21 protein-coding genes are annotated in these 20,926 nt (G+C 47.3%); 5 read left to right on the top strand and 16 right to left on the bottom strand.

The annotated features are described in order from the left end of the window. Nucleotides 1–84: 84 nt before the first annotated feature. Nucleotides 85–1,041 (bottom strand): DHH family phosphoesterase, encoded by a 957-nt coding sequence (locus tag GLV97_RS14270; RefSeq protein WP_160889931.1) that lies wholly within the window; start codon nucleotides 1,039–1,041, stop codon nucleotides 85–87. A 123-nt stretch (nucleotides 1,042–1,164) separates the two neighbouring features. On the opposite strand from GLV97_RS14270, the gene GLV97_RS14265 reads away from it, so the two are divergent. Continuing rightward, nucleotides 1,165–1,467, top strand: coding sequence for a YtpI family protein (locus GLV97_RS14265; RefSeq protein ID WP_160836348.1), 303 nt, complete (start codon nucleotides 1,165–1,167; stop codon nucleotides 1,465–1,467). Nucleotides 1,468–1,504: 37 nt separating this feature from the next. On the opposite strand, the gene GLV97_RS14260 is transcribed toward GLV97_RS14265, so the two are convergent. The 5 genes from GLV97_RS14260 to GLV97_RS14240 all read right to left on the bottom strand — a co-directional run bounded on the left by GLV97_RS14260 (nucleotide 1,505) and on the right by GLV97_RS14240 (nucleotide 6,026). Continuing rightward, nucleotides 1,505–2,818 (bottom strand): DRTGG domain-containing protein, encoded by a 1,314-nt coding sequence (locus GLV97_RS14260; RefSeq protein ID WP_160889930.1) that lies wholly within the window; start codon nucleotides 2,816–2,818, stop codon nucleotides 1,505–1,507. A gap of 179 nt (nucleotides 2,819–2,997) precedes the next feature. After that, a complete protein-coding gene (locus tag GLV97_RS14255; protein ID WP_160836350.1) occupies nucleotides 2,998–3,678 on the bottom strand; it encodes a metal-dependent hydrolase in 681 nt (226 codons plus the stop codon). A gap of 274 nt (nucleotides 3,679–3,952) precedes the next feature. Next, entirely contained in the window at nucleotides 3,953–4,624 is a 672-nt protein-coding gene (locus tag GLV97_RS14250) for a PspA/IM30 family protein (protein ID WP_160836351.1), read from the bottom strand. A gap of 15 nt (nucleotides 4,625–4,639) precedes the next feature. Beyond that, nucleotides 4,640–5,101, bottom strand: a complete 462-nt coding sequence (locus GLV97_RS14245) for a DUF4178 domain-containing protein (protein ID WP_423784973.1) — start codon at nucleotides 5,099–5,101, stop codon at nucleotides 4,640–4,642. A 145-nt stretch (nucleotides 5,102–5,246) separates the two neighbouring features. Next, on the bottom strand, nucleotides 5,247–6,026 hold the full coding sequence (locus GLV97_RS14240) for an SDR family oxidoreductase (RefSeq protein WP_237416820.1): 780 nt from the start codon (nucleotides 6,024–6,026) through the stop codon (nucleotides 5,247–5,249). Nucleotides 6,027–6,111: 85 nt separating this feature from the next. On the opposite strand from GLV97_RS14240, the gene GLV97_RS14235 reads away from it, so the two are divergent. Continuing rightward, nucleotides 6,112–7,434 (top strand): purine-cytosine permease family protein, encoded by a 1,323-nt coding sequence (locus tag GLV97_RS14235; RefSeq protein WP_160889928.1) that lies wholly within the window; start codon nucleotides 6,112–6,114, stop codon nucleotides 7,432–7,434. A gap of 281 nt (nucleotides 7,435–7,715) precedes the next feature. After that, on the top strand, nucleotides 7,716–8,174 hold the full coding sequence (locus GLV97_RS14230) for a universal stress protein (protein WP_160840774.1): 459 nt from the start codon (nucleotides 7,716–7,718) through the stop codon (nucleotides 8,172–8,174). A gap of 25 nt (nucleotides 8,175–8,199) precedes the next feature. Here GLV97_RS14230 and GLV97_RS14225 read toward each other — a convergent pair whose 3' ends face one another. The 4 genes from GLV97_RS14225 to GLV97_RS14210 all read right to left on the bottom strand — a co-directional run bounded on the left by GLV97_RS14225 (nucleotide 8,200) and on the right by GLV97_RS14210 (nucleotide 11,950). After that, nucleotides 8,200–8,712, bottom strand: coding sequence for a MogA/MoaB family molybdenum cofactor biosynthesis protein (locus tag GLV97_RS14225; protein WP_160889927.1), 513 nt, complete (start codon nucleotides 8,710–8,712; stop codon nucleotides 8,200–8,202). Nucleotides 8,713–8,714: 2 nt separating this feature from the next. Further along, nucleotides 8,715–9,542 (bottom strand): EcsC family protein, encoded by an 828-nt coding sequence (locus GLV97_RS14220; protein ID WP_160889926.1) that lies wholly within the window; start codon nucleotides 9,540–9,542, stop codon nucleotides 8,715–8,717. Nucleotides 9,543–9,644: 102 nt separating this feature from the next. Further along, nucleotides 9,645–10,835 (bottom strand): acetate kinase, encoded by a 1,191-nt coding sequence (locus GLV97_RS14215; RefSeq protein WP_160836358.1) that lies wholly within the window; start codon nucleotides 10,833–10,835, stop codon nucleotides 9,645–9,647. Between the two features lie 128 nt (nucleotides 10,836–10,963). After that, on the bottom strand, nucleotides 10,964–11,950 hold the full coding sequence (locus GLV97_RS14210; RefSeq protein WP_160889925.1) for a class I SAM-dependent methyltransferase: 987 nt from the start codon (nucleotides 11,948–11,950) through the stop codon (nucleotides 10,964–10,966). A gap of 227 nt (nucleotides 11,951–12,177) precedes the next feature. Here GLV97_RS14210 and GLV97_RS14205 point away from each other — a divergent pair, with 227 nt between their 5' ends. Then, nucleotides 12,178–12,981, top strand: coding sequence for an NAD kinase (locus GLV97_RS14205; RefSeq protein ID WP_160836360.1), 804 nt, complete (start codon nucleotides 12,178–12,180; stop codon nucleotides 12,979–12,981). 58 nt (nucleotides 12,982–13,039) lie between these two features. On the opposite strand, the gene GLV97_RS14200 is transcribed toward GLV97_RS14205, so the two are convergent. From GLV97_RS14200 to ezrA, 5 genes are all read right to left on the bottom strand, one after another. Next, entirely contained in the window at nucleotides 13,040–14,629 is a 1,590-nt protein-coding gene (locus GLV97_RS14200; protein ID WP_160836361.1) for an amidohydrolase, read from the bottom strand. A 108-nt stretch (nucleotides 14,630–14,737) separates the two neighbouring features. Continuing rightward, nucleotides 14,738–15,949, bottom strand: a complete 1,212-nt coding sequence (gene thiI, locus GLV97_RS14195; RefSeq protein WP_160836362.1) for a tRNA uracil 4-sulfurtransferase ThiI — start codon at nucleotides 15,947–15,949, stop codon at nucleotides 14,738–14,740. A gap of 7 nt (nucleotides 15,950–15,956) precedes the next feature. Beyond that, nucleotides 15,957–17,096, bottom strand: coding sequence for a cysteine desulfurase family protein (locus GLV97_RS14190; protein ID WP_160889924.1), 1,140 nt, complete (start codon nucleotides 17,094–17,096; stop codon nucleotides 15,957–15,959). Nucleotides 17,097–17,236: 140 nt separating this feature from the next. Further along, a complete protein-coding gene (locus GLV97_RS14185) occupies nucleotides 17,237–17,554 on the bottom strand; it encodes a hypothetical protein (protein ID WP_160840779.1) in 318 nt (105 codons plus the stop codon). 11 nt (nucleotides 17,555–17,565) lie between these two features. Continuing rightward, nucleotides 17,566–19,257, bottom strand: coding sequence for a septation ring formation regulator EzrA (gene ezrA, locus GLV97_RS14180; RefSeq protein WP_160836365.1), 1,692 nt, complete (start codon nucleotides 19,255–19,257; stop codon nucleotides 17,566–17,568). Nucleotides 19,258–19,415: 158 nt separating this feature from the next. Between ezrA and hisJ the strand changes: the two genes are divergently transcribed. Beyond that, nucleotides 19,416–20,228 (top strand): histidinol-phosphatase HisJ, encoded by an 813-nt coding sequence (hisJ, locus tag GLV97_RS14175; RefSeq protein WP_160840780.1) that lies wholly within the window; start codon nucleotides 19,416–19,418, stop codon nucleotides 20,226–20,228. On the opposite strand, the gene refZ is transcribed toward hisJ, so the two are convergent. Next, a complete protein-coding gene (gene refZ / locus GLV97_RS14170) occupies nucleotides 20,209–20,811 on the bottom strand; it encodes a forespore capture DNA-binding protein RefZ (protein ID WP_160836367.1) in 603 nt (200 codons plus the stop codon). The two genes, hisJ and refZ, sit on opposite strands and share 20 nt — an antisense overlap. Between the last annotated feature and the right edge of the window lie 115 nt (nucleotides 20,812–20,926).

Genomic DNA, 20,926 nt, shown 5'->3' with positions numbered 1-20,926 from the left:
AAGAATGCTCTCCACATTCTTATTCTGCTGTACAAAAGGGAAACGGTTCTAAATAAGCGGATGCCGTGCCCGCAGCACGCACGCTTACCCCTCCTCCTTTTGATAAGCTTTACAGACCTCCTCCAATTCTCCAGCAATTTCCTCTGTTTCCGCCCAGTCTGAAGCAGAAGCTCCGGAGGCCATCGGGTGTCCACCGCCATTATGATCAGCAGCCACTCCATTGATCACCGGACCTTTCGAACGCAGGCGGACGCGGATATTATCCTCTTCTTCCACAAAGAACGCCCACGCAAGAATTCCCTCAATATCTCCGAGCAGACCCACCAGCTGGCTTGTTTCTGTCGCAGTCACACCAAAACGCTCCAACGTTTCCTTATCCAGACGAATGGTCGAATACCCGGCAGGATGAAGTGTGAAATTCTCCAGCACGTATCCTTTCAATCTGGCGACATGGACAGGGGTTTTGTACATTTCATTAAACAGGGAAGATCGATCAAAATCGTAATGAACTAAATCAGCCGCGTATGAGAGCGTTTTGTTCGTTGTGCTCGGAAAAAGAAAACGCCCGGTATCGCCTACGATTCCTGCATACAACAGTCGTGCAGAACGTTCATTCATCTTAAATCCTGCCTCGATCCCTTCCTTATATAAATGGTAGATCATTTCCGATGTGGAGCTGGATGTCGTATCCACCCATTGAACATCCCCGTACTGGTCGACGTCAGGGTGGTGGTCGATTTTCACCAGCTGATTTCCGGAGGCAAATCTTTGATCATCAATCCGGGCCTGATTGGCGGTGTCACAGACAATTACCAGAGCTTCCTTGAACGTATCATCCTCAATATCGTCCATTTCGGCAAGAAAAGCCAGTGAAGGCTCCCCTTCTCCCGCAAGATACACCTGTTTGTCCGGAAAGCTTGCTTTAATGATTTCGGCAAGCCCGGCCTGCGAACCATAGGCGTCCGGATCCGGACGGATGTGACGATGGATGATGATGGTCGAATATTCTTTAATGGATTGTATAATGGCTTGTGTAGACATGAGTTGAAGCCTCCTCTTATTTTTTCCTGACATCTGCTTTAAGAATTCCAGGCACAGGTAGCCTTTTCCAAAAAAACAAGCTACAATGATAAGGAATTCTTAACGATCAGGAGTCGATTAACCTTGATTATTTTTCCGATTCTCATTTTAGTTTCCCTTGTCCTTTACATTTATTACAAAGTGATGGTCATCCGGGCCCGCGATCCACTCACACAGGAGTACTTGAACAGCAGGTCTAAGATTTTTCTCGGTGGATTCGTGTTTTTCTTTGCGATTAATCAATATGTATTCTATCAGACAAGGCTCTCCTTGTTTGTCGGGCTGGTGTTCCTGATTCTGGGGGCTGCCCAGGCACGGCTTGGATGGAAAGCGAGCCGCCACTATCAGCAGGAATACAAAAAACAGGAGGCCCATTCCCAGACTTGAATGTGGCACGAAGCCGCTGCCCGGACAGCGGCTTTTTTTATCGGTCGATCAACTGCGCCATAAGGAGAGCTTTCCCGACAATGGCTTTCCCGTGGTGAACTTCAATGTCCACCTTCGCAAATTTACGTCCGACTTCTAAAATCTGCGGACTGATTTCTATATCACTTTCAATCTGCACCGGCTTGATAAAGTAGACGGAAATATTTTCGACGACCAGATCCCCTTTTTTATACTTCCGCAGCATCCGGCTTGATGCCTCTGTGATCAGAGAAACAAACACACCATAAGACATCGTCCCAAGCTGGTTGGTCATCTGCGGTGTCACCCTCGTACTCCACCTCCGGGGCTCCTGATCACTCTCTACCATGACCATGCGGTTGGTAGCCAGATCATCAATCGTTTCCCCTACCTGCGGCTGACGTTGAATATGCTGCAGCGCCTTCAACACATCCTGACGGGAAATGATCCCCTGGAATTTGTGACTCGTGTCAACGACAGGCATTAGTTCGATCCCTTCCCACACCATCACATGCGCCGCATTGGCCAGCGACGTTGTCGTATGAGCTGTCATCGGATTACGGGTCATCACCTTATCGATCCTTACCGTTTTTTCCTGTCCAATAACATCCTTGGAAGTTACAATTCCGACCACACGGTTCTGTTCATCAACGACAGGATAGCGGCTGTGCTTTGTTTCATCATTTAAATCGTGCCAGCGCTGAACGGTATCTCCTGTAGAGAGAAACCTCGAATTCTCAAAAGATGTATAAATATCATCCACCAGCACGATTTCCTTTTTAATCAGCTGATCGTATATGGCTCTATTGATCATGGTCGCTACCGTAAATGTATCATAACTCGTGGAAATGACAGGGAGTTTCTTTTCGTCCGCCAGTTTTTTTACGGTATCCGTTGTATCAAATCCTCCCGTTACTAAAACGGCCGCTCCCTCTTTTACCGCAAGTTCATGGGCGTTCGTCCGGTTTCCGACAATGAGGAGGGAACCCGCTTCTGTATAGCGCATCATCGCTTCCAGTTTCATAGCCCCGATGACAAACTTTCCAAGCGTCTTGTAAAGTCCTTCCCTGCCGCCAAGCACCTGTCCATCGACAACGTTGACGATCTCGGCGAAGGTCAAACGTTCGATATTTTCTTTTTTCTTCTTTTCAATCCGGATGGTACCCACACGTTCCATCGTACTGACAAGATGCTGGTTTTCCGCTTCCTTAATAGCACGGTAGGCCGTTCCTTCACTGACATTCAGCGCTTTTGCAATCCCGCGTACGGATATTTTGCTTCCTACGGATAAGGACTCGATATGTTCCAGGATCTGTTCATGTTTTGTAGCCATTCACCCACCAAACTTTCTATCTGTACTAGTCATATTTCTCTTAATTGTTATTATACAACTGATACAGATGTTCTGCAATTTCTTCCAAAAAAACTGCTCCCTCTGTTCAGACCTCTACGTCCATTCTTCTCAAAAAATAAGCGGCGGAACCTCAAAGGCCCGCCGCTTATTCCAACTCCTTATAGTTCTATGACATCTCCCGGCTGAAGGGCACGTCCCGTTCCGGGTTTTACCTGAGAGGCAAACCCTTCTCCATCCTGGTTGATGAGATCGAAGGTGTTATAGTGAACCGGCACCACCTGTTTCGCCTGCAGCCATTCTGCTGCTGTTAAGGCATCTTCCGGTCCCATCGTAAAATTGTCGCCAATAGGAAGGAAAGCCAGATCAATATCATTGCGTTCGCCAATCAGTTTCATATCAGAAAACAACCCGGTATCTCCGGCGTGGAAAACTGTTTTGCCATCAATGGTCAGAAGTATCCCTGTCGGCATCCCGGTATAGACAATGGTTCCGTCTTCTTCTGTATAAGCCGAACCATGAAAAGCCTGGGTAAACTTGACATGACCGAAATCAAATTCATGCCCGCCGCCGATATGCATCGGATGAGCATTGAATCCTTTGTTTCCGAGATAGGTAGCCAGTTCATATGGGGCCACAATCTGCGCATCGGTACGTTTGGCAATTTCAAATGTATCCCCCACGTGATCGTTATGTCCGTGTGTAAGCAGAATCACATCCGCCTTTACCTGATCCGCATTCAAATCCGTGTTCCCATTATCTGAAATGAATGGATCAAACAGGATCGTTTTGCCATTGGCTTCCACTTTGACTACGGCATGTCCATGATAAGAAACTTTCATTCTTCCACTCCTTCTAACAAAAGTAATGTTTACGACTGGATTCTGTTATCCAGCCCTCTCCATTTCCTTCTACATTTTTCTTTATTTCCCTGTCTCTCTACACCTAAAACCCAGCCCGCCCTGCACGGACTTTGAATAGAGAGCGGTTACAACAGAAGCAGGGGACCACCGGACGAAAGAAAACGGTATAGATATTGGGCTTCCACCCCAGGAAAAGGGGGGACCATCTGCGGATTTCCACATACAAAAACCCCCGGATGCCGGGGGTTTTTCATTATTCTTTGTTCATTTTGCGCTTCAATGCCTGCAGTTCATCATCGACGTCATCTTTCTTATTCATTTCTTCGAATTCATCATCAATGGAACGGGCTTCGGATGAAAGGTCGTCACTCGTATCCGCTTCCGCCTCATACTGCATGACCTTTTCTTCCATACGCTCAAAACCTTGACGGGATTCATCTCCACCGATGCTTGACATCGTTCTGTTCATTTTCGTGCGCGTTTTCGCCGATTCCGCACGAGCTTTCAAGGAGTCTTTCTTCAATTTCATCTCCTGATATTCTTTCTTCATCTCATCCAGTTTTTCGCGGAGGTTGGAAGCGTCTGTTTGAGCGCGTTCCCAGGAAGCTTTCAACTGCTCCGCCTGCTCCTGATGATTTTTCTTGTCTTCCAGCGCACGACGGGCCAGATCTTCATTACCCGCTTCTATCGCTTTCTCTGCCTGCTGCATCCGCTTATCCGCAAGAGCCTGGGCATCATCATATTTACGCTTCAGCATTTTCTCATTGGCGATCTGTTTAGCAACCGCACTTTCTGCTTCACGGATATCATTTTCCATGTCTCTCATGAACTGGTCGAGCATCTTCACAGGGTCTTCCGCTTTATCGAGCATCGCATTCATTTCAGAACCTACGACCGTTTTAACACGTTTGAAAAATTTAAACATGTAAAATCCTCCTTTTTATTTGGAACCTGCAATAATCTTCAATTCATACGCTTCAATGTCTGATCCGACACTGACTTCGACTTCCGTGCCCCAGGCTTCCACACTGAGGTAGGTTTCTTCATCTTCAGATATATAATCTGCATAGCTGACGGTACGGCCGTTCACATTTGTGCTGCGGCCTTCGCCTGTCACCCGGGCTTCCCCTTCTTCATCCTTCGTATAGGTAACTCCTTCATACTCAAGAGAAGCGGGGTACGGCCTGTTTACAGGCAGGTTGATTTTTTCATACATCCCAAGCTCCAGTTCGTCATCCATTTCAGCAGCAAGCCATTTGGTTTGATTTCCTTCCAGCAGTTGGTAGGCATACCATTCATAAGACCCGTCACGGTAGGTGATTTTCCCTACCACTTCGTAATCGGCAAGGTCGTAGGTCACAATGTCCCCTACTTCAATCGTCAGCGGCGTCCGCTCTTTCACCTCGGGCGGCTGCTGGTCTTTCTTTGAAAACAATCGAGAGAATAAACCCAATGCTTCACTTCCCTTCTGCTCTGCCCTGTGTACCTTATGTACGGAAAGCCCCGGGCAGAGGTTTCAACTTTTCTTAAAATATTCTTCCTCTGCCTTAACGGTGACGGTGGATGACATCAAGACCGCCGGTGACTTCATACACGGTCCCGGTAATCATGTCCGATCGTTCATCGCATAGGAAATCAATCGTACGGGCGATATCCTCCCCTGTCCCGGGTCTTCCAATCGGCGTTTCCTGATCCGCCGTGCTCCGGCTTTGGTCGATGGAAGACTCTTTCCATTCACCCACAATATTCCCGGGGCAGATCATGTTCGAGGTGATCCCGTATTCTGCTTCCTCATAGGCGATTGTTTTGGTCAGGGACACCAGCCCGACTTTTGCAGCAGCAAAGGCCGATCGATATATCCACCCGGAAGCTGCATGGGCGCCTTGAAACCCGTAATTGATGATCCGGCCGAACTGCTGCCGGCGCATATGCGGAACTGTCAGCTTGAGCAGGTAAAACACAGCGTCCAGATTCCCCCTGATCATTTGGTTCCACTCATCTTTTGTATAATCCATCAGCTTTTTCCGTTCAAATATATAAGGCCCTGCATTATTAATCAAAAAATCGATCCGGCCGTAGCGGTCCACCGCCTGCTGAACCACACGTTCCAAATCCTGTTCCACTGTTACATCCGCCTTTACGAGCTGAATACGCTCACGTGCGGAAGCAAAGTCATTCAGGAGTGTCTGCGCCTTCGGTTCGTCGTTAAAATAGGTCACAGTTACTGAATATCCCCGGGCCAGCATATGTTCCGTAACTTTTCTGCCAAGGCCCTTGGTTCCGGCTGTTATGATGGCGTGGCGCATGTTAACCCCTCCTTTTATCATTCAATCTTCGTTTTCAAGCTGTTGTATTGTTTACTTCCTTTCTCCTCTTCTGTACAATTAGCTCGTCAGAAAGGACGTGACAGCCATGAGAGCTGCTGCAGGCAGAACGTCTGTTGTGGAGAGGTACGGCCTGGAAGCCGTCCCTGCTCATCAAAAAAATACGCCCTGGTACCGCTTCGCTTTTATCCAGATGGCGGCTGCGGCCAATGCCGGAAACTTTCTCGTTCCCGCTCTTGCCGTCATTGAAGGCGGGCTTTCCTTTTGGAGTGCTGTTTTATGCACGTGTGCCGGGGCATGGCTCGGTTTTCTATTTGTCTCTTATTTATCTTTACCCGGGGCACGGCTGGGCATCCCCGCACAGTACGCGATCCGCACGATGCTTGGTGTCCGGGGCGCGCAGTTTTTATCTTCTCCAGTGCGGAGCCTGACTTCTTTGTATTGGTTCGGTGTGCAGACGATCGGAGGAACCTATGTCATCCAGGAGCTCGTATCCAGAATCTCAGGAGCAGAGCTCCCCTTCTGGGTTGTGTCCTTCCCGCTGTCCCTGCTGATGGTTATCCTTGCCATTATCGGTTTTGATGCGGTTAAAAAAGCGACTAGTTATTTCCTCCCCCTCCTGCTTGCAGGAGAAGGGACGATGCTCTATGTATACTTTACTACAAACAATGAATCCGGTGCATCCTTGACGCTTGGCATGGATGGCTGGAGCGGCTCGTTTCCGATGATGCTCTTTTTCTCAAGCCTGGCATTTGTCCAGTATGTTTCTGGTGTGAGCGCATCTGCCGATATGACGAGATATGCAAAAACACCGGCCCACGGTTTCTGGGGACTGCTTACAGGCAACGGAGCAGGCTTTCTTCTGACTGCTGTCATTGGATGCGCTTCCGCCTCGCTGTACGGCAGCGTCAACCCTTATGTGTCCTCGTCAAATCAAACGATGTCCCCTCTTATCATTGCCGTAATTACAATAACAGCTGTCATCTCCATGATCAGCATCAACGTCAGCAACGCCTATACAGGAGGGTTCAGCCTTCTCAACATTTTCCCGAAACTGTCGAGAGTGCAGAGCGCTGTTCTTTTTGGCGCCGCAGGAGTTATGCTGAGTGGATTCCCAAGCCTTGTGAACGAAGCTGAATCGTTTATTTCTCTTCTCGGAGGATTGATCATACCTATTTCTGCTGTGCTCGCCAGCGACTTCCTATGGGTGAAGCGCGGCCGGCTGACCCATGATGACTTCAATTCTCCCACCCATGCCGCGCCGTTTAACACGCCTGCCATCGGAGCCATTTCCCTGGGCACGCTGCTGTACTTTTCCATTCCGGGCGATTGGTCCCCCGGTTTTCTCACCTTTATGGTCATTGCACTGCTTTATCCGCTGATCCATAGGAAAAGAAATGTACAGCCCTGACCCTGTACATGCGAAAAATCCCCCTCCGTAATTCCGGAAGGGGGATTTCTTAACTACCGCCGCTTTTGACGACGATCACCGGACTGGTAGCTTTCATTCAAAGCACTCATGATCCGGCGCTGATCGATGCTTTCTTTTTCAAGAGGATTCATTGGTTTTTTCATTGACGTCACCTCTGTCTTATTGTTCACACAATTCTCTGGATTATGTACAGAACAGCGGTCTACAGGAGACCATCGCATGGTATAATAAAAGTAATTAAATGGGAGGGGGTAGTTGGGATGACTTATGAATATAAAGATATCGTCGTTGCCGTGGATGGTTCCGTTACTGCAGAAGAGGCTTTTTCAAAAGCCATTGATATAGCCAACCGAAATGGAGCCAAGCTGATTCTCGCTCATGTAGTGGATACAAGAGCTTTTGCTACCGTAGAAGCATACGACCGTTCCTTAGCCATCAGAGCAGAAAAGTATGCCACGGAGCTGTTGAATGATTATCAGAAAAAAGCTGAACAAGCCGGCGTCACCAACGTCGTCATTGATATTGAATATGGGTCCCCGAAAGTGAAAATTGCTAAGGACATCGCGCCTAAACACAACGCGGATTTAATTGTCTGTGGTGCGACTGGTTTGAATGCTATGGAACGCTTCTTTATTGGAAGTGTTTCTGAACACATTACCCGCTCTTCCTCTTGCGACGTTCTCGTTGTCCGAGCCAATCCGGATAAAACCAAAGATTAAGGAGCCCCTTGGAGGGCTCCTTTTTTCATTGATCTTTTCTCAATTCACGTACAACATGGCGCAGCTCCGGAAGAATCAGCTTATCCATAGCCAGCTTCACCGCTCCTGAGGACCCGGGTGTGGAAAAGACAGCTTTTCCATTCACCACCCCGGCTGCAGCTCTGGAGAGGATGGCAGCGGATCCAATATCTTCTGTATAGCTGAGCATACGGAAAATTTCCCCGAATCCCGGCATTTCTTTCTCAAAAATGCTTTCCAACGCTTCGATGGTCACATCTCTGGAAGCAATCCCTGTCCCGCCATTCATCAGTATGACATCCATGGTGGGATGAGCTGTATACTCATGAAGCTCCTGGAGAATAGAGGCTTTTTCATCCCGTATAATCGAAGAGCGGATGATTTCATGATTACCCTCGAGAAGCTTCTCCTTCATCAGTCTCCCGCTCTTATCCGTATCCACTGTTCTTGTATCACTTACGGTAATGATTCCACAGCGTACAGGTCCTTGAATGGCCTGCTTATGTTCATGGACAGACATAGTCAGCCTCCTTCTTTACTCGTAAGGTGACGGTATTGGTAAAACTTCATAGCGAATTCCGTCACCCGCTTGGTTAAATGATAATTCGAATAAGCACCGATGGCTATGCTGATAAAAGGAAGCCCCTGCACCAGTTTTTTTCTGAACATCAAAATAAACAGCGACTTGAAGCAATGCTTCAGCGGCTGCTCCAGCCACCCTTCATCTGTAAGCCGGTCATCCCCGGCAACAATGTAATTATGTTCTTTCTTCCCCACTTCCTGAATCAAGTCTTCCCAAGCCTCTGCTTTCAACCGTTTAGGAAGTGTGGCCGCATGAAATACTTTTAAGGAGATCATCATTTCATAAGGGTGATTCATTTCATGGCCGAAGGTAAGTCCAATCAACTGGATCGCGCGTATATTCATCAGCATCATCATTGGATAGTCAACACCGAGGAACAGCCATCCCCCGGCCCCTGTCAATCCTCCCTGGGCAAAAGAATACAGCCGGCCACGGGCCATCTGCTGCTCAGCAATGTAGGTCAACTGATCTGTCGTTAATTCTTTCTCCATATCCTGGATATGGTGAATGTTGGAGGAAAAGATCCGGCCGGCGGTCAGAATACGCTCACGGGCCTCATATTGGTAGGACGTCCCCTGAAGAAACGCATGGGTGTGAAAGAACCACGCATCCAGCTTGGAAAAGAATTTATCCCTGACGCCCGGGTCCAGGTTTTGAAAGTTCTGATACATCCATTGATCATACATATTTTCAAAATCATTCGGCTGGTACTGCCGAAACTGCTGGAGCCATACCTCAAGTTCTCTACGGATTCGATCATCAGCCAATCCATTCTCCCCCTTATAAGGCAGCCTTTTCCTCTATTGTAGCCTCAACCATGAAAAAAAAGCAATGAACCCGGAGAACCGGATTCACTGCTTTCATCTTTCTTATAAACCTTTTTCCACAGTGTCGCGGGCAATCATGACTTCCTCGTTGGTAGGAATGACCATGACTTTGACCGGAGAGTGCGGGTAGTTTACAAACGCTTCTTTACCACGGACTTTGTTCAGGGATGGATCCCAGTATACGCCCATGAATTCAAGTCCTTTAAGGACGCGCTCACGCATTGTAATACTGTTTTCACCAACACCTGCTGTGAAAATGATGCCATCAATTCCGTGCATACGTGCCGCGTAGGAACCAATATATTTGTGGATACGGGCTGCGAATACTTCCAGAGCAAGCTCTGCACGCTCGTCTCCTTCATTCGCCTGCACTTCAATATCTCTCAGATCGCTGGAGAAACCGGAAAGAGCCAGCATACCGCTTTCTTTATTCAAGACGTTCATAACCTCTGACGCCGTTTTCCCCGTCTTTTCCATAATGAACGGAATAACGGCCGGGTCAATGTTACCGGAACGGGTTCCCATTGTAACTCCGGCAAGCGGTGTGAAGCCCATGGATGTATCAATGGATTTTCCGCCTTCAATGGCTGCAATACTCGCCCCATTACCCAGGTGGCAGGAAAGCAGACGAAGCTCTTCAACCGGACGGCCGAGCATTTCCGCTGCACGCTCAGAAACATACTTGTGAGACGTTCCGTGGAAACCATATTTACGAATGCCGTATTCTTCATAGTACTCATATGGCAGGCTGTACAAATATGACTGTTCAGGCATGGATTGGTGGAAGGCTGTATCGAAAACGGCCACGTTCGGGACGTCTGGAAGCACGGCACGGAATGCATGGATCCCAGATAGATGGGCAGGGTTATGCAGAGGTGCAAGATCCGATACTTCTTCGATTTCTTTAATCACTTCGTCTGTAATTAACACAGATTCACTGAAGCGCTCGCCTCCGTGGACGATACGGTGGCCGACACCGTTAATTTCATCCAGAGAGTTGATGATGCCGTTGGCTGTCAGCTTATTCAAAAGCATTTTTACCGCTTTGGCATGATCTGGAATATCTGTTACCGTTTTATCTTCTTCATCATTAAACTCAATGGTGAAAACAGCGTCATCAAGACCGATCCGCTCAACGAGGCCTTTGGTAACGACTTTTTCTTCAGGCATTTCAATCAGTTGGAATTTCAACGATGAACTGCCGGCATTGATAGCAAGAATGTTATTACTCAACGATGCTCATCCCCTCAATTATAGGTTCGTAACTTTCTACCATTACTATTTAATCACCCGCACCCTTTGATTTCAAGGCAGTTCGGTAATGTTAACGTTTACTTGTTATATTCGTTATTTTCTCACAATTACCGGCTTTTATATTCATCGAACCAGGCGTTCATTTGACTGAGAATATCCGCCATGCCATTTGGATTTTTAAAGGACGGCAGCTTCACAAGAAGGGCCTGCTTCGGCGCTTTTGTATTCTTCCCTTTCTTCTGCATGATTAGTATACTCTTGCCGTGCTTTTCATCCTTGAAGAGGGAATCAGAAAGCTGAAGCATCCCCACAATATGGGCGTGTTCACGCAGGTAGGCGTTCAAGGCTTTGGACTGATCGCTTTCAAACAAGAAGTTCGGTACGATGAACATCAGGTACCCGCCTTCTTTCGTGTAGTTCAGCCCCTGCTCAATGAATAAGTGATGAGCGTAGGAAAGACCCTCTTCGGCTTTCAGCTCATATTTGGCTGCCTGTACGTCATCCGGATAGTAGCCGACCGGGAGATCCCCCATTACAAAGTCAACCGGTTCCATTAAAAATGGAGCCAGACTGTCCTGGTGGAAAAACTCAATTTTGTTCTTCTGCAGATTGGCGTTGGTGACTGCCAGCTGGATCAATGTAGGGTCGACTTCGCTGGCGTAGGCGTTTACCGGCATGTCAAGCTGGTTCATCACCGACGTAATCAAGTTGGCACTTCCGGCCGCCGGATCGAAGATTTTCAGTTCCTCTTCGCCCTCAAATAAGCGGGAGGCGAGATACCCCATAAACATGGCTACGGAATCCGGGGTGATCAAGTGCTGCTGCTGCGTGGCCCCTTTCATCCCTTTCAAAATTGCCAGTTGAACAGCTTTCCGGATTTCTTCCTTCTCATATTGATCCTTCTTTACTTTTGTCAGTTCATTGGTGAGGTACGTTTGAAGGTTTTCACTCATGTCATCGAATGGCTGACCATTGAATAAAACGTCCATGGTTTCCGCAATGGCTTCGAGGTAGGTAATGTTCATATCTTCTGAAATCGTTGTCGCTGTATCATCAATCCATTGAAATAGTTGTTCTACATGTTCCTGCTTCATAATTAGACTCCTTCTTCGTAAGATTCCAAAGAAATGACGCACGTTGTCAATAACAAAATGCGCCCGTTTACGTACTTGTTCCATTATGGTCTAAACTAACCATAACGAAAACCATACCGTAATTCAACAATGTGAAACTTTCCCGATTTATTTGAAAACTGTGTGCGCTTACACTTTTGAAATGATATGATATGGCTAATGCTGTACAACTTAAAGGAGGACTCACGATGACGGATCAACGTAGAAACCTATACTTTTATTATCATCAAAAAAGCGAACTTCAGGATAAATTAGAAGCGCTCTTCCAGCTGGCCAAGGACAATGATTTTCAAATTGTTGAAAACTCGAAAGACGCCAACATCATTATCGCAGTCGGAGGAGACGGTGCCTTTCTTCAAGCTGTCAGAAAAACGGGATTCCGTCAGGACTGCCTGTACGTAGGTATCCGCAGTGAAAATGAAGCAGGACTGTATTGTGATTTCAATATTGATGATCACGATGAAATGATCGAAGCCATGAAAAACGCAGAGGTCGAAGTCCGCCGCTTTCCTGTAATCGATACCACCATCAACGATGAATCGACTTTCTCCTGTCTGAATGAATGCAGCGTACGCTCGACATTGATAAAATCCATTGTCATTGATGTGTACATTGATGACCTGCATTTTGAAACATTCCGTGGCGACGGATTGATCATCGCCACTCCAACAGGAAGTACAGCCTACAACAAATCCATCAACGGAGCGGTTGTCGATCCGAAACTGCCGTGCTTCCAAATCAGTGAGCTCGCCTCCCTGAATAACAACCGGTACCGGACCCTTGGTTCATCCTTCATTTTAAGCGGAGAGAGAACCTTGAACCTTAAGGTCAGACAGGACGGCAATGACTACCCTATCATCGGGATGGACAACGAGGCGTTTTCCATCCGGAACATTCATGATGTAACGGTAAACCTCAGTGAAAAAGTGATTAAGACGGTCAAATTAAAAAATAATACGTACTGGGACCGCGTTAAACGCACATTCCTATAACCATAACAACAGGCCTCCACGGGTGGATTCCGTGGAGGCCTGTTCATGGAGTTAAACGTCAGGAACGCTGATACATGATATCTTCGTCCACCACTGTCATCGTCACCTTGGCATCTGCAAGTTCATGGGATTTCAATGTAAAAAGATCTCTGTCGAGCACTGTAAAGTCAGCGGTGAATCCAGGTTGGATCATCCCCTGTTCCCCCTCTTTATGAATCGCTTCCGCACTTCCTTTCGTATACAGACAGACGGCCTCATATACGCTCAATTTTTCTTCAGCCTGGTAGACTTCGTGGTCATACGAGGCTCTGCGGTCCACAGCAGCCCGGATACCAAGAAGCGGGTTGATTTCTTCAATCGGAGCATCTGACCCACCAGCGCATTGAACACCTGCATCAAGAAGCGTCTTCCAGGAATACGAATTTTTCAGGCGCATGTTCCCCAGTCTTTCCATGACCCACGGAAAGTCGGAGGCTACGAATGTCGGCTGGATATCCAAAACGACATTCAATTGTTGAAGCTTATGAATCAGTTCACTGCTTAAAATTTGAGCATGAATAATACGGTCCCTTTCCCCCGTCTTCAAAGGATTTCTGGCTACCGCGTCTGCTACAGCCTCAACGGCTCCGTCTCCGATAGCATGAACGGCTACAGGCATGTTCCGCTTACGTGCTTCCCCAACGAGGGCGTCCAGTCCCTCCTGTGTATGAATCGCTACTCCATAATTATCCGGGTCATCCGCATATGGTTCCTTCAACCATGCCGTCCGGCCGCCAAGAGCACCATCAGAGAATATTTTTAACGCGCCCAGTTCTACAAAATCGGTTCCTTGTTTGAATCCAAGCCCGGCCTCATCCACCTGTTCAATTACACCGTGATGGACAAGGAGGTGGGCCCTGAACTTCGTTGTTTTTCCATCAATCACATCCAAAAAGGCGTCATAGGTTCTTTTGAACCCTCCGTAATAGTTCAAATCCTCGCTGTGTCCGCCGACAAGTCCGAAGGCGTGCATATCCTTGACAGCAAGATCGGCTGCTTTTCTCAAATATTCCGGAGTAACCTCCGGCATTGCGGATTTAATCAAGTCCTGGGCTTTATCATGGAAATACCCTGTAACATGACCGTCCTCATCTTTAACGACCACCCCTCCCTGCGGGTCTGGAGTACTGTCTGTAATTCCGGCCAGCTCCATCGCCTTCGTATTGGCAAGAAGGGCATGACGACAGACGCGTGTCAGCATCATGGGATGATCTCTGGAGATTTCGTCCAGTTCGTCCTTATGTATGATCCGCTTTTCCTCCCACTGGTTCTCATTCCAGCCGTCCCCGATAATCCATTCACCTTCAGGAAGCTGTTCCGCGTGCAGCTGGAGAGCCTGTTTAACTTCCTCCGCGGATTTCATAAATGAAAGATCCAGTCGCATCAGCCGTTCTCCGTGACCGAGGATGTGCAGATGACTATCTGTAAAACCGGGATACATCACCGCCCCCTTCAGATCGATTTCCTCCTTAATATCATCTTTATAGGATTCAAAAAGATCCTGCGTATCCCCTACGGCTTTAATGCGTCCGTTTTCAGTCACAACAGATTCCACCCAGGCGTCTTCCGCTGTCAGGGTGTAGATTTTCCCACCATACCAAAGCTTCATCACGACACTTCCTCTCTGTTTGTTTATTACTATCTATAACATATCCTGAAAAAAAAGAGAACAATAAACACCCCCCTGACCTACATAAAGGTCAGGGGGGTGGAGGATTTAAAGCAGATCGTCAAAAGCGTCTTCATGCTGGTCCGTACTTCCCTGCGCATCGACTTCAATGGTATAGGATTCACGAACCGCCTTCTCAAGATCTTCAGAAAAATCGGTATTGGATTCATAATAATTAGCATTGGCCCTTGTCGGTTTTGTTTTCGGCGCCTTTGGCACAAAGACCGTACAGCAGTCTTCAAACGGACGGATGGAAATATCATAGGTTCCTATTTTCCGGGAAATATCAATAATTTCAAGCTTATCCATCGCAGCCAGCGGGCGGATGACAGGGTAATTGGTGACTTCATTAATGGTGTTCATACTCTCCATCGTCTGACTGGCCACCTGGCCAAGGCTTTCGCCCGTAGTCATGGACAAAATCCCCCGCTGCTCCGCGATTTTCTCACTGATTCTCATCATCATCCGTCTCGTGATGGTCATGCTGTACCCAGACGGCATTTCACGGTGAATTTTTTGCTGAACAGCAGTGAATGGAACCACGTGAATTTTCACCTTGCTTCCGTATTTGGCCAGTTCCTGGGCAAGATCAATCACTTTCTGTTTCGCACGCTCGCTCGTATAAGGCGGCGAATGGAAATGAACAGCTTCAAGTTCCACACCACGTTTCATCGTTAAATATCCGGCAACCGGACTATCGATTCCACCGGAAAGCATCAACAGACTTTTTCCTGTTGTACCTGCCGGGAGACCGCCGGCACCCGGGTAATCCCGAGCCGTGACAAGAACACCTTCATGGCGGACTTCCACTTTGATCTCCACGTCAGGACGGTGGACATCGACAGTGACACCGTCGGTATTCCGAAGGATATGTCCGCCCAGCATCGGATTGATCTCCTGTGAAGGAAGCGGGAACGATTTGTCCGTACGCTTGGACGAGATTTTGAAGGTCTGAGCTCCTTCGGCATCACGAAAAGCAAGCAGCACAGCTTCTTTCATCGCTTCCTCTGTCTGATCAACGTTCACAGCAAAGCTCAAGCTGTGAATACCAAATACCTTCTGGCATGCTTCCATAACCTTCCGGGGAGGCTCGCCGTTCAAGTGTACATACATGCGGCCCTGCGTCTTTTCAATCGTCGTTTCAGGGAACTCCTTGAGTTTACCCGTTAAATTGTATTTCAGCTTTTGCTCAAATAACTTTTTATTTTTTCCTTTTAACGCCATTTCACCATAACGGATCATAATACGGTCAAATTTCATTGATTGCTCACCTCATTGCAGCTTGTAAGTGACGGACAGCTTCATCCAGTGCATCTACAAATTGTTTAATGTCCTCTTCTGTATTCTGTGAAGAAAAACTGACTCTTAACGCTGATGTCGTACGGTCATAATCGAAATTACACGCCTTCAGCACAGCACTCACATCCGGCTGCTTGGAGGAGCAGGCGGACTTGGTCGAAATATATATCCCTTTCTCACCAAGTGCATGGATGACCACCTCAGGCTTTAAGCCGGGTATAGAAAAATTCGTAATATGAGAAACGCCATCCTCTGAAGAATTCAGGACACAGTAGGAACGACGGCTCAACGCCTCCCGCAGCTGTTTACGCAGTTTCCATAAATGATCTCTGTTCTGCTGTTCTTCTTCCTTCAGAATGCGCAGAGCTTTCACGAAGGCTACCGTACCGGGGAGATTCTCGGTCCCTGCTCTCTTTTCAGCTTCCTGGCTGCCTCCATGGAGGAGTGGAAATAGAGACACATGTTTTCGCACAAGAAGAGCCCCCGTCCCTTTCACACCATGGATTTTGTGACCGGAAATCGTACACAAATCGATGCCCCATTCATCCATAGGAAGGTCTATTTTCCCCAGTCCCTGAACATGGTCTACGTGAAAGAAGGTTTTGGGACGGCTCTTCAGTTTTCGTCCGATTTCCTCAACCGGCTGAATCGACCCCAGTTCATTATTTACAGACATGACACTAACTAAAATCGTGTCCGGTCTGACCGCATCCATGACGGTCTCTGCATCTACAAGACCCTTTCGATCTACATCTATATAGGTAACTTCAAAGCCCAATGACTCCAAGGCCCGAAAAGCTTCCAATACAGATGGGTGCTCAATAGAAGTTGTAATGAGATGCTTCCCTCTATTTTGATGCTGCAGAGCCACCCCTTTCACCGCCATATTGTTCCCTTCGGTTCCACCAGAAGTAAAAATTACTTCATGCGGATCCACATGCAGCAGACTGGCTGCCTGTTTACGGGAACGATCCAGCAGACGCTCCACTTCACTACCTAAACTGTGAATGGATGAAGGATTAGCAAAATACTGTTCGGCGGCTTTCTGGAAACTTGCCAGCACTTCCGGGTAAGGCTGGGTCGTCGCGCTGTTATCCAAGTATATCATTGGCTTTGACTCCTTTTTTTCAAATTGCAGTCCATTATTCTACCACACCCGTTAAAGAAATGAAACACTCTGTCCCTCTCATATCTCTGCAGAAAAAGGCATCTGCATGACTGCAGATGCCTTTTTCAAGGAAACACGGCTTATTCCATTGCATTCAGATGATCAAGGAGGGTATCAATACTGAGCCTGCCATCTTCAGAAACATCCTCCACCCAGGCCCGGGTACCTTTGATGTCCCTTAAAATATCCTCCGGCTGATCTTGATTGGATATCAGGGACGGCTCATCTCCATCCTTCTGTTTCATGATCTTTTCCTCCACTCCATACTCCAGCTGACTGTAGCTGTGCTCTGAAGCAGGAAGACGTCCCTGGTCTGAAGGGAGAAGCAGAAAGACAAGCACTGTTGTCCATAGGAGGACGACACATGTGAATAGTCCAACAAGGAGTTTTCTTCTCATAGGTCCACGTCCTAGACAAGCATTTCTTCTTCTGCTTCCATTTTCTCAAGGGCGCGAGGGTCCACTTCCTTGACCGCCTCGGCGGCCAGTGCTAACGCTTGATCATACTCGTACGAACGGAACTTCTCCTCTGCTTCCAACAGCTTTGCCGCCAGCAGTGGATGTTTGCTCCGATATCGATTCCCATGCTGAATGAGGCGTTCAGATAGATGAGCTTTGTCCATCACTTTTTCGGCATCGCTCTTCAGTTTCTCCACAAGTTCAACCGCTTCTTCCAATGAGGCGTGGACATGATTCATATCCAAAGGCTGTTTCTCAAGATTTTGAAAAACTTCATCTACTTTTACACTCGCTGTTTTCATATCTTCAAAAATGAAAACGGGAATTCCAGGAATATTGCTTCGTTTGAGTCGACGGTGGGTTTCCATCAGCAGTTCTTCCATTCTTCGCAGCTGCTGCTTCGCCTCGCGTTCGTCTTTCCTCAGGTTTTCCACCCGCTCCTGGAAGAATTCATGTTTTTCGTGGAGGTCTGCCGTCTGCTTCTGAAGCTGCTCTAAATCATCACGAAGCTCAGAGTAGGCGGTCTCTCCATCCTGACGCTTAAATTCCAGGCTGGTCATTTTCTTTTTCACCTGATTGAACCAGTTTTTCAACCCATGATGGGATTCCAAATCTTCTTCTTCAAGCTGATAGGTCACAGTCAGTTCATTCAGTTCCTGTTCCGTTGCCCCAAACATGCTTTCCAGCTCATCCAGCTTCCATTTGAGAGGTTCGAACTGCTTTTCTACATATTGATGAGCAACGGCCTCCCCTTCAAGGACCTGATACATTTCCTGGATCCTTGATTCAATGGCTTCCACCGCTTCCTGAACATCGGCCTGATCCCCCTGCTCCAGCTTCTCAAAAGCTTCGGTCAGCGTGCGCTCATGCTTATGTATTTCCGGCAGAAATTCGAAATGAGTGATCCGATAGCCTTCTGCTTTCATCTCCTCGATGCCGTTCTTCAGCTCCCTCAGCTGTTCAGGAATTTCCACTTTCACTTTACGGTACCGTTCAGGGAAAGCCTCTATATCTTCCTGGAGCAGAAGGGTTTCCTCCTTTACGGTCTGCACAAGCTTGTTAGCTTCCAAATAATCACCCTGTTCTGTCAGCTGCTCAAACTGTGCCAGCTTTTCCTTCTCTGCATCCACCCTTTTCTCAAAAAAGCTGACGGCTTTACCGTACTGATGACGGTTCTGAATCAGACGCTTCGTCAGTTCTTTCAATTCCGGAGAGATGGATTCGATTTCGACACGGCTCTCTTTCTCAGAGTTCAGAAGGTATTCCAATTCTGTTAACATCGTTTTAATATCTTCTTCGATGGATTCCAGCTTCTTTTCGGTGTTTTCAATAATAGACCTGACCTTCTTCAGCCGGTACTTGTCGGCAGCTTCCTCTGCGTCAAAAAGGTATTCTTCCAGTTCGGGCAGTTCTTTTGTAAGGATTTGATCCCAACGTTCACGCCATGATTCGAACTTTTCTTGTGTCTCGCCGGAAAGGTTCAGATTCTTTACTTTGGATAATTCCTCCGTCACGCGCCGGTTCATGATATCCATTTTCCAACCTTCAAGACGATCCACTTCATCATAGACCTTTTTACGCCAAATCAGCCCGATGATGAACATTGCAATTAGTAGTAATATAGCCCCTATGACGTACTTCATAAATAGCCTCCTTACAATAAACATGTCCTACGGATGAATTACGTTCCGATATGTGATTTAGTTGTTTATAATGATACCATGTAAAACAGCCTTTTGGCTAAATTATTTCAAAATTATTAGCGTACTGACAAAAAATTCTATTTAAGGAGGACAGCCGGATGAAAGACGGTCATATCCATACCCCCTACTGCCCTCATGGGTCGAAGGATTCGCTGGAAAATTATATAGAAAACGCCGTAAAAGCAGGGTATTCCGCCTTAACATTTACGGAACATGCCCCCCTGCCTGCATCATTCACTGATCCCGCACCAGCTGGAGACAGCAGCATGGATATCAAGGATCTGGAAAACTACCTTGCAGATCTGAATCAACTGCAGAAAAAATACCAGAATGACCTGACGATTCTAAAAGGACTTGAAGTGGATTACATCGAAGGGTACGAGAAGGAAATTACATCGTTCCTTGAAACCTATGGACCTGAACTGGACGACAGCATCCTCTCCGTCCACTTTCTTAAAGGCGGCAGGGCGTGGTACTGCATCGATTACAGTCCGGATATGTTCAAGGAGGCAGCCGAGGACTTCGGAAGTGTAGAAGCCCTTTACCACAGCTATTATGAAACCCTTTCCCAATCGGTTATAACCCCATTGGGAACGTATAAGCCGAAACGGATCGGCCACATGACATTAGTCAGGAAGTTTCAGGAACTGTATCCCGGACCGGAAAACTGGCAGGCTTATGCTTCCCGTTTTCTGACACTCGCCAAAGAGCACGGCTTTGAGCTTGATTACAATGGAGCAGGAACGAAAAAACCCCACTGCAAAGAAACCTACCCGCCGCTTGCCATCGCCAGGGAGGCTTCTTCCATGGGGATACCACTCATTTATGGATCGGATGCGCATACGGCCTCAGCCTTGAAACAGGGGTGGGACACTGTCGATCAAAGCCTTGTCAAACCTTGGCGGCGATAAGCTGCACCGATTGATGTTCATTCATTAAATCGCTGTACACATTAACAAAGTGGTCAATGGAAGCTTCTGTAATAAACGGGTCCTTGAACTCATGAGGCATTGTAAACGGTGCGTTCAAAAGACCTTTCAATTGAAGAAGGCAGAGTTTCTCCTTGAAGGTGACTTCAATGTGGGAATGTTTATCGAATAAGATCTGCGTAAATAAATGATTTTCCTTAGCCAGATAGGTGACGAGCATTTCCCTGGCGAATACAGTATTCAGGGACAGCTCCCTGTTTAAAAGACAGGATAGTTGATAATGGCTCTGTTTATAATGTAGAATTTTCTTCACTAATGAATGGAGACTGCCGCCGTCCTCAGAGGGCTGCTCACTCTCAAGCATATCAAGATAGGGTTCAAAGTAACTGACAGCGAGCGATTCAAAAAGACCCTGCTTGCTTTTGAAGTAGTAATGGATCAATGAAACATTTACATTGGCAGCCTTAGCGATATCTCTAACCGAGGTTCCATTAAAACCCTGGCTGTAAAATAGGCGGCAGGCTACGTCCAACACTTTATTGCGTGTTCCATTCGGTCGATTCATTATTTTTCCCCCTCGGGATAGAATTCTCTATAATCTTGGGAAATCCTGCTTAGAATCGTCCTGCAAATCCCGACAATTCTCCCACGATTTGCCGAATAATAAATGATCAGGAGGT

This window comes from Halobacillus litoralis (genome assembly GCF_009856355.1).
Lineage (GTDB): Bacteria > Bacillota > Bacilli > Bacillales > Halobacillaceae > Halobacillus > Halobacillus litoralis_B.
The sequence above is the reverse complement of the archived record's forward strand: the minus strand, read 5'-3'. Positions and strand labels throughout refer to the sequence as shown.

Excerpts from the sequence above, each read along its gene's own strand:
- GLV97_RS14270 (WP_160889931.1), bottom strand. The coding sequence starts at position 1,041 with ATGTCTACACAAGCCATTATACAATCCATTAAAGAATATTCGACCATC.
- GLV97_RS14260 (WP_160889930.1), bottom strand. The coding sequence starts at position 2,818 with ATGGCTACAAAACATGAACAGATCCTGGAACATATCGAGTCCTTATCC.
- GLV97_RS14255 (WP_160836350.1), bottom strand. The coding sequence starts at position 3,678 with ATGAAAGTTTCTTATCATGGACATGCCGTAGTCAAAGTGGAAGCCAAT.
- GLV97_RS14250 (WP_160836351.1), bottom strand. The coding sequence starts at position 4,624 with ATGTTTAAATTTTTCAAACGTGTTAAAACGGTCGTAGGTTCTGAAATG.
- GLV97_RS14240 (WP_237416820.1), bottom strand. The coding sequence starts at position 6,026 with ATGATAAAAGGAGGGGTTAACATGCGCCACGCCATCATAACAGCCGGA.
- GLV97_RS14235 (WP_160889928.1), top strand. The coding sequence starts at position 6,112 with ATGAGAGCTGCTGCAGGCAGAACGTCTGTTGTGGAGAGGTACGGCCTG.
- GLV97_RS14230 (WP_160840774.1), top strand. The coding sequence starts at position 7,716 with ATGACTTATGAATATAAAGATATCGTCGTTGCCGTGGATGGTTCCGTT.
- GLV97_RS14225 (WP_160889927.1), bottom strand. The coding sequence starts at position 8,712 with ATGTCTGTCCATGAACATAAGCAGGCCATTCAAGGACCTGTACGCTGT.
- GLV97_RS14210 (WP_160889925.1), bottom strand. The coding sequence starts at position 11,950 with ATGAAGCAGGAACATGTAGAACAACTATTTCAATGGATTGATGATACA.
- GLV97_RS14205 (WP_160836360.1), top strand. The coding sequence starts at position 12,178 with ATGACGGATCAACGTAGAAACCTATACTTTTATTATCATCAAAAAAGC.
- GLV97_RS14200 (WP_160836361.1), bottom strand. The coding sequence starts at position 14,629 with ATGAAGCTTTGGTATGGTGGGAAAATCTACACCCTGACAGCGGAAGAC.
- thiI (WP_160836362.1), bottom strand. The coding sequence starts at position 15,949 with ATGAAATTTGACCGTATTATGATCCGTTATGGTGAAATGGCGTTAAAA.
- GLV97_RS14190 (WP_160889924.1), bottom strand. The coding sequence starts at position 17,096 with ATGATATACTTGGATAACAGCGCGACGACCCAGCCTTACCCGGAAGTG.
- GLV97_RS14185 (WP_160840779.1), bottom strand. The coding sequence starts at position 17,554 with ATGAGAAGAAAACTCCTTGTTGGACTATTCACATGTGTCGTCCTCCTA.
- ezrA (WP_160836365.1), bottom strand. The coding sequence starts at position 19,257 with ATGAAGTACGTCATAGGGGCTATATTACTACTAATTGCAATGTTCATC.
- hisJ (WP_160840780.1), top strand. The coding sequence starts at position 19,416 with ATGAAAGACGGTCATATCCATACCCCCTACTGCCCTCATGGGTCGAAG.
- refZ (WP_160836367.1), bottom strand. The coding sequence starts at position 20,811 with ATGAATCGACCGAATGGAACACGCAATAAAGTGTTGGACGTAGCCTGC.